11 protein-coding genes are annotated in these 12,528 nt (G+C 29.7%); 8 read left to right on the top strand and 3 right to left on the bottom strand.

Going from position 1 to position 12,528, the window contains the following annotated elements:
• Positions 1 to 37 precede the first annotated feature (37 nt).
• Positions 38 to 895, top strand: coding sequence for a hydroxymethylglutaryl-CoA lyase (locus tag H6553_12420; GenBank protein ID MCB9034636.1), 858 nt, complete (start codon positions 38 to 40; stop codon positions 893 to 895).
• Between the two features lie 45 nt (positions 896 to 940).
• On the opposite strand, the gene H6553_12415 is transcribed toward H6553_12420, so the two are convergent.
• On the bottom strand, positions 941 to 2,299 hold the full coding sequence (locus H6553_12415) for an exopolysaccharide biosynthesis polyprenyl glycosylphosphotransferase (GenBank protein MCB9034635.1): 1,359 nt from the start codon (positions 2,297 to 2,299) through the stop codon (positions 941 to 943).
• Between the two features lie 252 nt (positions 2,300 to 2,551).
• Between H6553_12415 and H6553_12410 the strand changes: the two genes are divergently transcribed.
• The 7 genes from H6553_12410 (at position 2,552) to H6553_12380 (ending at position 9,659) form a co-directional block, all read left to right on the top strand.
• Positions 2,552 to 3,235, top strand: coding sequence for a metal-dependent hydrolase (locus H6553_12410; GenBank protein MCB9034634.1), 684 nt, complete (start codon positions 2,552 to 2,554; stop codon positions 3,233 to 3,235).
• A gap of 2 nt (positions 3,236 to 3,237) precedes the next feature.
• The gene (locus H6553_12405) at positions 3,238 to 4,053 is read left to right on the top strand and encodes a ParA family protein (GenBank protein ID MCB9034633.1); all 816 of its coding nucleotides are present in this window, start codon (positions 3,238 to 3,240) and stop codon (positions 4,051 to 4,053) included.
• 1 nt (position 4,054) lies between these two features.
• Positions 4,055 to 4,975: a ParB/RepB/Spo0J family partition protein gene (locus H6553_12400; protein MCB9034632.1), complete on the top strand. Its 921-nt coding sequence runs from the start codon at positions 4,055 to 4,057 to the stop codon at positions 4,973 to 4,975.
• A 40-nt stretch (positions 4,976 to 5,015) separates the two neighbouring features.
• Positions 5,016 to 5,681, top strand: a complete 666-nt coding sequence (locus tag H6553_12395; GenBank protein MCB9034631.1) for a hypothetical protein — start codon at positions 5,016 to 5,018, stop codon at positions 5,679 to 5,681.
• A gap of 1 nt (position 5,682) precedes the next feature.
• A complete protein-coding gene (dapB, locus tag H6553_12390) occupies positions 5,683 to 6,414 on the top strand; it encodes a 4-hydroxy-tetrahydrodipicolinate reductase (protein ID MCB9034630.1) in 732 nt (243 codons plus the stop codon).
• 426 nt (positions 6,415 to 6,840) lie between these two features.
• Positions 6,841 to 8,355, top strand: a complete 1,515-nt coding sequence (gene lepB, locus H6553_12385) for a signal peptidase I (protein MCB9034629.1) — start codon at positions 6,841 to 6,843, stop codon at positions 8,353 to 8,355.
• An 11-nt stretch (positions 8,356 to 8,366) separates the two neighbouring features.
• On the top strand, positions 8,367 to 9,659 hold the full coding sequence (locus H6553_12380) for a hypothetical protein (GenBank protein MCB9034628.1): 1,293 nt from the start codon (positions 8,367 to 8,369) through the stop codon (positions 9,657 to 9,659).
• 399 nt (positions 9,660 to 10,058) lie between these two features.
• Here H6553_12380 and H6553_12375 read toward each other — a convergent pair whose 3' ends face one another.
• On the bottom strand, positions 10,059 to 11,042 hold the full coding sequence (locus tag H6553_12375; GenBank protein MCB9034627.1) for a transposase: 984 nt from the start codon (positions 11,040 to 11,042) through the stop codon (positions 10,059 to 10,061).
• A gap of 181 nt (positions 11,043 to 11,223) precedes the next feature.
• Positions 11,224 to 12,522 carry an NAD(P)/FAD-dependent oxidoreductase gene (locus tag H6553_12370; GenBank protein MCB9034626.1) on the bottom strand — a complete coding sequence of 433 codons (1,299 nt, stop codon included), beginning with the start codon at positions 12,520 to 12,522 and terminating at the stop codon, positions 11,224 to 11,226.
• Between the last annotated feature and the right edge of the window lie 6 nt (positions 12,523 to 12,528).

Below are 12,528 nucleotides of genomic sequence, written 5' to 3'. Positions count from 1 at the left end.
TGTTTAGTACTATCCCTTTTTTATTAATTTTGTAATTATGAAACAAGTAAAAATCGTAGAATGCCCTAGAGATGCTATGCAAGGAATTACTCAATTTATTCCTACAAAAGAAAAAATAGCTTATCTCAATCAGTTGCTAAAAGTAGGTTTTGATACATTAGATGCTGGTAGCTTTGTGTCGGAGAAAGCTATTCCACAAATGAAAGATACATTTGAAGTAATTAGCCAATTAGATTTAAGTGAAACAGATACTGCTATTTCTGTTATTGTTGCTAATAGTAGAGGAGCAGAGGAAGCTACTAAATTAGATGCAATTACATATATTGGTTATCCATTTTCTGTGTCAGAAACTTTTCAAAAAAGAAATACCAATTGTGGTTTCGAAGAATCTTTATCAAGAGTTGATGAAATAAAGAATATTTGTGAAATTAATGGGAAAGAATTTGTAGTATATATTTCTATGGCTTTTGGAAATCCATATGGCGATATGTATGATATAAGCTTAGTAGAACATTGGATTGATACATTAATTGAAATGGGTATTACTAAGTTTTCAATTTCTGATACTATTGGTGTTGCTACGCCAAGTTTAATTCACGATTTATTTAGTCAGCTAAACGAAAATTTTCCTAAAATTGGTTTTGGTGCACATTTTCATACTACACCAAATACTTGGGAAGAAAAAGTGAATGCTGCTTGGGAAGTTGGTTGTAACAGATTTGATGGTGCAATAAAAGGTTTTGGTGGCTGCCCAATGGCAAAAGATAAACTAACAGGAAATATGCCTACCGAAAATTTATTGGCTTTTTTTGAACAAAAAGGCGTGCTGCACAACTTAGATAAAGAACAATTTATAGAAGCAATGAGCATGGCTAAGCATATCTTTGGAAAATAAGTTTTCAATAGATGCTGAATCTATTTTAGTATCTATTTTAAAATATCATTTTCCTTTTCCTTTTATAACAGTATTGATAGTATAGAATATAATTTTTATATCTAATAGTAAACTAATATTATCTAAATAAATTAAATCGTATTTGGCTCTTTGAATCATAGATGCAATAGTATTGGCATATCCAAATTTTACCATACCAAGCGAAGTAATACCAGGTTTTATTTTTTGTAGTAAACTATAATGTGGCATTTGATCTTTTATTTGATTGATATAAAACTGTCGCTCTGGTCGTGGTCCAACTAAAGACATATCTCCAATAAAAACATTGATGAGTTGTGGTAGTTCATCAATTCTAAACTTTCTAAGAAATTTTCCAATAGTTGTAATCCTATCGTCATTATTAGCAGTAAGCATTGGTGTGGTTGCTTCTGCATTTTCAATCATAGTTCTAAATTTTAAGATACGAAAAGGTTTTCCGTTTTTGCCAATTCTTTCTTGTGTATAGAAAATGTTGCCTTTAGAATCTTTTTTTATTAAAAAAGAAATTATTGGAAATATTATAAATAATAAAAAAGGCAATGATAATAGTGATATTACAATGTCAAACAATCTTTTACTCATTGCTTGATATGGTTTTAAATACTGACTGTCAATAGCAATCATATCTGAACCTAAAACATTATCGGTTTTAAATTTTCCAGTCAAAAAATTAATATCATCGGCTCGTAAGTAAACATCAACATTATGAACTAGTGCATCTATAATAGTGCGATTAACATCATTTATCGCATTTATTGGAATAGCAAAGAAAATACTATCATTGTTCTGAATATCAATAGTGTTAATAACTTTGTTGTCATCTAAAATCAACTTTTTAAAAGCGTATAATGCAGTTTGTTGTTGTTCAGAGGCAATTAAATTGTCACAAGCAATAGCATCACCAATAACCAATGCATGTAGTTGTATCTTTTTTTGTTTGATTAAATAGTGGAAATATTTAAATAGAACAATTCTAAAAATAAGTGTAATGCTATAATGTATTCCAAGATAAATAAAATATAAAATATAGTAATCTTTATAAGAGTGAATTTTATCATTCAGCATTAAAATAAAGAACAAAATAAAACAACCAACTATCGATTGAAACAATGTTTTAAATAGAATAACACTAATATTTTTTCTAAGCACATGATAATAGTCGTTGCTACAATAATATAAGAGCAACCAAAAACAAGGAATAAGAACAATGCCAAACAATAACTTAATATCTTTATAGATAAGTGTAGAAATCACTTCCTGCTCAATAAGAAACTTCCTAGTAGTAAAAAAAAGCAACCAAGCCAATAAGGCACTTATAAAATCAATAGTTAAATAATAATTGTTATATTCTCTTTTTTGTTGCATCTTCTAAATGTTAAAGATAATAATAAAGCCATCTAAATCTAATATCTTGACTCTGTTAATCTAACACCTAATTATAAGTCTTACTACAAAAAGTCTTACTACTTACTACTAATCAAACAATTAACAATTTATTTTCTATTATCCACATAAAATGTTTGTAATTCTTGGAAAACTTGCCTAAAACATCTGCAATTTAAACTATATTTTTGAAGCGTGAAACATTATTTTTTAAGCAGTTCAATTTTATAAATTATGCAATTTTCATACTACGGTCATTCTTGTTTTGCTGTAACCATTAATCAAAAAACAATTTTGTTTGATCCATTTATTACACCAAACGAATTGGCTAAAAATATAGATATTACTACTATTTCATGCGATTATATAGCTATTTCTCATGCACATGCCGATCATATTGCAGATGCAGTTGCTATAGCAAAACAAACCAATGCGACTATCATTTGTGCTTTTGAAATTTATGAATGGTTAGCCAAACAAGGACTAAACAATTTCAGACCTATGAACACTGGTGGAAAATGGTCAACTGATTTTGGTACTATAAAATGTGTGTCTGCCATTCACTCTTCTGGTTTGCCAGATGGTTCATATGGTGGAAATCCAATGGGTTTTGTAGTGAAAAATGATGAATTTGGTAATTTTTACTATGCAGGAGATACGGCTTTAACATTAGATATGCAGTTAATTCCAGATTTTGCAAAGCTTAACTTTGCCATTTTACCAATTGGCGATAACTTTACTATGGACATTGATGATGCCATTGCTGCTGCAAAACTATGCAAAGTCAATAAAGTAATAGGCGTGCATTTCGATACTTTTCCTTACATTGTAATCAATCATCAAGAAGCAAAAGAAAAGTTTCAAGCAGCCAATATAGAATTAATATTACCAAAAATTGGTATAACGATAGAAATTTAAATATGAGTAAGATAATAAGTATAGCCAATCAAAAAGGTGGAGTTGGTAAAACAACAACTGCTATAAATTTAGCTGCGAGTTTAGCTGTTTTAGAACAAAAAACGCTAATCATTGATGCCGATCCACAAGCAAACAGTACTAGTGGTTGTGGCTTTGATCCTAGACAAATAAAAGTGAGTTTGTACGAATGTCTAATCGAAGAAAAGAAAGCTGCTGATATTATTTTGGAAACCGATACACCAAACTTATATCTTTTACCAGCTCATCTTGATTTAGTTGGTGCAGAAATTGAGTTAATCAATCATCCAAGTAGAGAAAATATATTAAAAGGTGTAATTGAACCTATAAAAAACGACTACGATTTTATCATCATCGATTGCTCACCATCTTTAGGTTTAATTACCGTAAATGCATTAACAGCATCTGATAGTGTTATAGTTCCAGTGCAATGTGAGTATTTTGCACTAGAAGGTCTAGGTAAATTATTAAATACCATTCGTATTGTTCAATCTCGATTAAATACCGATTTAGAAATTGAAGGTATTTTACTAACTATGTACGACCAACGATTAAACTTATCGAACCAAGTAGTAAGCGAAGTAAAACGAAGATTTGAAAACAATGTGTTCAATACAATTATACATAGAAACACAAGACTTGGCGAAGCTCAAAGTTTAAGACAACCTATTATTATGTACGATGCAGAAAGTAAAGGTGCAGTAAACTATTTGAATTTAGCAAGAGAAATTCTACAAAACAACAATTTAACAGCTATTGCCACCGAAGATAAAATCATTGCAAAAGAAAATTTGAACTAATATGTCTACTGTAAATAAAAAAAAACAAGCACTAGGTAAAGGTATCAGAGCTTTATTGTCTGATATTGATGAAGATACCGAAGTACTTAAAATCAATACACAAAATGACGACTCTATTGTTAACACTGTTCCACAAATTCCACTAGAACAAATTGAAGTCAATCCATTTCAACCAAGAAATGAATTTAATCAAGATGCCTTAGAAGATTTAGCTAACTCAATCAAAGTACATGGAGTAATTCAACCAATTACTGTTAGAAAAATTGGTCAGAAAAAATATCAATTAATTGCTGGTGAAAGAAGATTAAGAGCATCTAAAATGGCTGGACTGACTGAAATTCCTGCTTATGTTAGAACAGCAAACGACCAAGAAGTAGTTGAAATTGCGTTGATTGAAAATATTCAAAGAGAAGATTTAAATGCAATTGAAGTAGCACTAACTTATCAACGATTAATAGATGAATGCGAATTAACTCACGAAAATCTAGGTGATAGACTAGGAAAAAATCGTTCTACAGTAACCAACTATTTAAGATTGTTGAAGTTGCCACCAGAAATTCAAAAAGCATTGAGTCATAATGTAATTTCTATGGGACACGCAAGAGCCATTATTAATGTTCCAGAAGTAGAAAAACAATTATATATTTTACAAGAAATTAATGCTAAATCATTATCAGTTAGAAAAACAGAAGAATTAGCAAAACTAGTAGGCAATAAACCAACTACCACTAAAAAAGAAGTAAAAGACAATAAAGACTTGCCTGTTGCTTATAAAAAAATAGAACAGCGACTAATGGATGTTTTAGAAACCAAAGTAAAAATTAAAAAAGGCAAAGAAGATAAAGGCGAAATTGTAATTCCTTTTTATTCTTCATCCGATTTAAATAGAATTTTAGATATCTTAGAGCAAGAAGATTATTAAAATGTGCCGATGCTTTAGTTTATTTATTATACTATTTTTATTGTTTAATATAAGCAAAGCTCAAATTAGTGCAAATAATATTGATAGTAGTACTATAATAAGTAGTATAGATAGTAATTTTAGCGAGCTAGATAGCTTTACTCAAAAGAAATTTAAAACAAAATTTTTTAAAGATTCACTAAGTCTAGTTCAAACAGATACTTTGTTAGAATCTAATATAAATATAAACAATAAGAAAAAATTAAAAATATTCGATAGCATACCAAACAGTCCAAAAAAAGCAGCATTACTAGCATTAGCTTGTCCAGGACTAGGTCAGATTTACAATAAAAAATACTGGAAACTACCTATTGTTTACGGAGCAATGGCTGGCACTATCTTTTGGTTAGCACGACAAGCAAAGCAATTAAAACAATACAATGGCTATATTGTTGCTAAAGAAAATGGAGGCAATTTACCAACAAATATTGCAGCTTATAGTAAAAGCGAAATTATATATTATAGAGATAACTATAGAAAAAACACACAACTAGCAGCTTTTGCAACTTTTTTTGTTTGGGGTTTAAGCATTGTAGATGCAGCTGTAGATGCACATATGCAAGGTTTCGATATTTCTGATGATTTAACCATGAAGATTACACCAAAAATTGGTTTACAAAACGAACAAATGGTAACAGGTATAAATATTAAATTTAATTTTAAATGATATGACAAAAATAGCTTTAATAGGATATGGAAAAATGGGAAAAGCCATTCACGAAATTGCAAATGCTAGTAACGACTGTGAAATAGCTTTAATCATTGATATTGATAACAGAAACGAAATTACTATAGAACAATTGCAAGCAGTAGATGTTGCTATAGAATTTACATCACCACATACAGCTGTAGGCAATATTAATTGGTGTTTAGATGCCAATGTGCCAGTAGTAATTGGTAGCACAGGTTGGTTAGATGAATTGCCAATCATTCAAGAAAGAGTCATCAATGAGAATAAATCATTATTGCATTCGCCAAACTTTTCTATAGGTGTCAATATCTTTTTTGAGATGAACCGACAGCTAGCAAAAATTATGAATCAGCATGCAGAATATAATGTAACTATGGAAGAAATTCATCACACAGAAAAAAAAGATGCACCAAGTGGTACAGCACTTTTTGCTGGTTTAGATATCATTAAACATTTAGATAGAAAAATGACTTGGAAAAATGAGCAATCTAATGATACGAATAATTTAGATATTATTTCATTGAGAGAACCAAATGTTCCAGGCACACATACGGTCATTTATGCTAGTGAGATTGACGATATCGAACTAAAGCATACAGCACACAGTAGAAAAGGTTTTGCTAGTGGAGCATTACTAGCAGCCAAGTGGCTCGTAGGTAAAAAAGGCATCTTTACCATGGACGATGTATTAGGATTTAATTCAAAATAAATTATTTTTATAATAATGTGAATTACAGAAATCATTGCGAATTTTTGAGGAACGAAAAAATGATGCAATCTATTTAGAATAAATTGCATCATTCTGAGCGAAGCGAAGAATCTCTAATTAGTTAATATAACAACCTATAATAAATTTAGTTTTCATAAGCTTGTTTTTTGTGGTATTCAAAAACGACCTACAATAAATTTAGAGAGAACAAATAAAAAAGCGTAAAAAATATTACTGTTTGAGCGAAGCGAGTTTTAAGATTTTTAGCATTTTATTCCAAGCAGCGTCTCTCGAAGAGGACGCTGCGTATAGTAAAACACCAATCATTGCAAATTAACAAATCTTAATAGCGTTTTACTCTACTATAGAAATATTTTAGAAATTTTTCCACCAAAGAAAGCTATCTTAGCATAAATTTTAAAGAAGATGCTAAGTGTTTTACTATTTTATTTTATATATTATATTTTACATGTTTCCTTATGGGGAATTTTCAAAAAAGCAGGTAAAAATCCAATTCATACATTAATACCATTTCTTCAAGACAAAACTTGGTTAGAAATACTAGGCAAAAATCCAAATAAAGCTTTTTGGGGTTTAATACCATATGTCAACTTTATTTTTTCACTAACTTGGATAACCGATACACTCACTTGTTTTGGTAAAACCAAATTTTGGCAAGTATTAGCAGTAACTTTTTTCGGTTATATCTATTTCCCAATCATAGGATTTGATAAAACCACAAAATATATAGGACCAATTTACAAAGATGGCAATAAACCAAAACGAAGTACACTAAGAGAATGGTCAGATGCTATAGTGTTTGCAGTAGTAGCCGCAACTTTTGTAAGAATGTTTGCTATAGAAGCATATAAAATTCCTACAACATCTATGGAAGGTTCACTTTTAGCAGGCGATTTTTTATTTGTAAGCAAAATGAGTTATGGTGCAAGAGTACCAATGACGCCAATTGCATTTCCGTTTGCACACCATACCATGCCATTTAATTTAGGTAAAGCGTACTCTAAAATTATACAATTAGGATATCACAGATTACCAGGTTTTACTACAATCAAAAGAGGCGATGTCGTGGTGTTTAATTATCCAGGTGATGCTTATGATTTTCCAGACCGACCAATAGACAAAAGAGAGAATTATGTAAAACGATGTGTTGCCATAGCAGGAGAGACCTTAGAAGTAAAAGACAGATATTTATATGTTAATGGTGAAAAACAACCACAGTATAAAAATAAACAATATGCTTATACCGTGATTACTAATGAGAATAAAATATCGCCAGAAATATTTAAAGATTTAGAAATTAATTGGTACAATGACTTTTTTACTAGACCATACGCCGATGGTATGGGAAGACCAGTTGCTCCTTTAGATAATTTGTATGCTGATTTTCTAAATTATATTAATACCAGTCCTGAGTTAGAAATATTATTGACAGATACACAGTACGACGCATTGAAAAAGATGCCCAATGTTACTTCTATCAAGCCGACAGATATGAGTAAATATATTGACTTAAATAGTGTATTTCCTCATAATATAAATTATTTTCAATGGACAACAGATGATTTTGGACCTTTAACTGTTCCTAAAAAAGGCATGACTATTCCATTAGATACTACAAATTTGGTATTGTATGCAAGTACTATAAAAGACTACGAATTACAAGATATTAGTATGAACGGAAGTCAGGTTTTAATAAACGGACAACCAGCTACATCTTATACCTTTAAGCAAGACTATTATTTTATGATGGGAGATAACCGACACAACTCTTTAGATTCGAGATATTGGGGATTTGTACCAGAAGACCATGTTGTAGGTAAACCATTATTTGTGTTCTTCTCTATGAATAATTTTGAATCTTTTCCAGAACGCATTAAGTTCAATAGAATATTTAGAAGTGTTAAAGCACTATGTGAATAGATAGTATTGGTATGAAAAATATATGTATATTTATACTGTATGTAATTTTTTCTTTTAATGTAGGATATGCTCAAAATGGTTATAGTATTAAGGTTAAAACTATTCCAGCAGCAGATACTACTATGGTCTTAAGTTATTATGTAGGTACCAATGCTAAGTTTTTTACAGTAGATACTTTGAAAATTACGAATGGTATTGGCGAAATAACTCAATCTCAAAATATAAAAGGAGCTATTTATAGAGTAGCATTTAATAATGCAGATAAAAAAGAGTACATCAATCTAGCAATAGATAATGGAGCAATAGTTGATTTAGAAATTCCATTAAACGATATAAAAAATAGTATTAGTAAAAATAGTATCAATAGTAATTTTATTAAATATCAAAATAATACACTTGTTAAGCAAGATAGAATTACAATGCTTAATAATTTTATCAGTGAATATCCACAAAGTATATTGGCAATTTTTAGTAAAGTAGAATTATTAGCGTTCAATGAAGTACCTAAACAAGATTCCGCAATAATAGAATTTCAAAACAAATACTTCAATTCTATTGATGTTTTGGATAAACGAATACAACTCTTACCTAATATTTATAATAAATTATATGACTTTGTTTCACTACGACCAATCAATGTAAAAAATTATATTAAAGCAGAAGATATATTACTTACTAAGTTAAATTGTAATGATGCTAACTTTTCTTTTTATATAGATTGGTTGGTTAAGAATATATATTATTATAATGAAAAATATAAATTAACCGATGCTTATAATTACCTAGTAAATGAGTATTTGGTGAAAAATTACTGTTTTCAAACACAAAAAGAGTTATACAAAAAAGTAACAGATTATAGAGATAAAATACAAGAAAATCAAGTAGGAACAATATTGCCAAACTTTAATTTGAAAATATTTGATACTCAAAATGAAACTACATTCTATGATTTGATACAATTAAAAAAATACACTTTTGTTATTTTCTATGATCCAGAATGTTCTCATTGCAAAGAAAAAGTGCCAGTTGTTGCCAATAATTTAAAAAGTATATTAGCATCTTATTCAAACTTACAAGTGATTACTGTAGTTAATGCTATTCGTACAAAAGAAACAATCCAAAGCTTTATAGGTAAAGCTCAACTACAATCATTTACCAACTGCGAAGTAAATGGAGATATAGAAGAATTTAGAAATCATATAAATATTCATAGCAATCCAAATTTCTATTTAATTAATCAAGAAGGTGAAATACTTGTAAAAGACAATAATATAAATGAAATAATAAAAAGCATTAGTTACTAAATATAGTGTCAATTAGTATTGTATTTTTATTCAAGTTTGAATTGTATACAAAATATAGTATTGTAAAATATACTTTTTAACCCAAATTACGCATTAGGAAAAATAGGTTTTCATTATATTTATTTTTAAGGTTGCGTAGCTATGTCATGCTTTACTACTTAAAAGTTAGTGCTAATAAAGTTGAAGTACTACGCACTACCTATTTAGGTAATGTACTGAAAAATAGTTGGTGCATTTGACAAAAATAATGTTTAGCTTTCTCCAGTTAATCTGAAGAGGATAAAAGCACTGGTGGAGACCAACTTTTTAGCAATAGGATTAATGTATATACAAAAAATGGGTTGATAGATAACTATCAACCTTTTTCATTTTTTGGTATACTTGATGGCTAAAAAAACTCTATTTTTCATTAGATAAATACACATACCATTTGATGAAATTTATTCTATTTTTTAAAGTCAAACCTCTGTGCAAATCAAGATGATTTTTTAGATGGCTAAAATAACCTTCAATTCCATTTGTTGTTCTTGGTATTTTTGGATTTTCTAAATAGTGAAACATATTAGGCAATGCTCTTTTTATTGAGAAGTAGGATCTTCTTAGTAGTTTATGAGTATACCAATACCTTCTAGTTTCTAAGTTAATAGTCTTTTCATTAAGATAGTCTTTGTGTCTTTCATACCATAGCTTTAACTCTCTTGTCCACCATATTTTATCATTCTGTGTTTCTATTTTGAGTAATAGCAAAATATGTTTTCTAAGTTCTTGTCCTGCTATGTGTTTAGGGTATTTAGTAAGCCATAGTAAGCACATTCGTTGAATATGTACCAAGCATCTTTGTATAACTATATTACTGTCAGTATGTTTAATTGCTTTTAATATACTTTTAGCACCATCTGAGGTAATACTTTCTAATTTAATGCCTAAGTGTATTAAATTACTTAAATCTTCCTTAATCTCTTCAAAATGCTCTCCATCTGAAAAACGGATAAGTTGTGTATAGCCATCAAGATTATCTTGATAAGCTATTAAACAGAACTGTGCAAAATAAGTACCGTCCACTCTAAGATTAACTTGTTCTCTTTTTATGATTTTAACCGTGGGCGAACGCTCTAAAATTTTATAAAAGGTTCTTTGTAAGGTGTCTTTTGAATAACCACTATCTCTACATAATGTGTTGTAGGTTTGTCTTTCTATTATCCATTTCTTGAACCATATGAATCGGTTCTTTATTTTTTGTTCTGGTCTATTCCTTGTGAATAATATGCCACAGTTTTTACACTTAAATCTTTGCTTGTTTTGTTGTTTGCCCCAGCATATTACATCTAAACTACTACAGCTCCAACATCGCTTTTTTTTGCCATTTTTTAACAAAGAAAATATTTTATGAAATACATTTCATAAAATATCTAGTTTAACCTTTATTTATAGTACTCTTGATACAATACACCAACTATTTTTCAGTATTATGCCCCTATTTAGAACAAGAAGTATGAAATACTTCAATTTGAGTAACCATGTGTGGAACTCATGGTATAAAAAATACCTAATGTGTAATTTGGGTTTAATGTATTTCTTCTCTTTCTTTGTGTCGGTATGGTCTAATAATTAGTCGAAGAGTTCTATCATATGTAAAATAATTATATATCCAACCCATTACAACTACTAATTTATTTCTAAAGCCAACTAGCGTAATAACATGCACAAACAACCAAGCAATCCAAGCAATAAAACCACCCATTTTAATATTTTTGGCTTCCATAACTGCTTTGTTTCTTCCTACAGTAGCCATTGATCCTTTATCAAAATAGCTAAATGCTTTGATTGGTTTGCCTTTAATGGTATTAATAATATTTTTAGCGACCAATTCTCCTTGCTGAATAGCAACTGGAGCAACCATTGGATGTCCTTTTGGATTTTCCTCTGAAGTCATACAAGCAACATCGCCAATAGCATAAATATTATCATAACCTTTTACTTTGCAATATTCATCTATTTCATATCTGCTTCCACCATTAATAACATCGTGTTTTAAACCTTCAATAGGTTTGCCTTTAACACCAGCTGTCCAAATAACAGTATCTGTTGTTACAGACTTACCATTGTTTAGCTGAATGTTTTTCCCATCATATCCAGTAACAATAGTATTGAGCCAAACATTTACACCAAAATCTTTAATGTATGCTAGTGCTTTATCCGAGTTTTCTTTACTCATAGCACCTAAAACTCTGTCGCCAGCTTCAAAAAGATGAATTTGCATTTTTCTAAAATCCAATTCAGGATAATCTTTCGGCAAAATACTTCTTCTCATTTCGCCCAATGCACCAGCCAATTCAACACCAGTAGGTCCACCACCAACAATTGCAATATTCATTAAACGATGTTTCTCCTCTTCGTTTTCTGTAAGCAGTGCTTCTTCAAAATTTTCTAATATAAAACTTCTTAAATCCAATGCTTGTGGAATGTCTTTCATTTGCATCATCTTAGACGCTACTTCTTGTGGAAATTTAAAGAAGTTAGTCGTACTTCCTGTAGCAATAATCAATTCGTCGTATGATAAATCGCCAATATCAGTTTTAATAATATTATTTTCAGCATCAATAGATAAAACATCTGCCAATCTAAAAATAGCATTGGGAATTTCTTGTAACAACTTTCTCAATGGATATGCAATAGAACCTGGCTCTAATCCACCAGTAGCTACTTGATACAATAATGGTTGAAAAGTATGATAGTTGTGTTTGTCTAACATTACCACTTGTATATCTTGGTTTTTAAGTCGTTTTGCAATTTCAATTCCACCAAAACCACCACCAATAATTACAATTCGTTTTTTGCCTAATGCAGGAATTTTTAAATCCATTGTTCT

Source organism: Chitinophagales bacterium (assembly GCA_020636535.1).
GTDB lineage: Bacteria > Bacteroidota > Bacteroidia > Chitinophagales > JADIYW01 > JADJSS01.
This window is presented reverse-complemented; position numbering and strand designations above follow the sequence as displayed.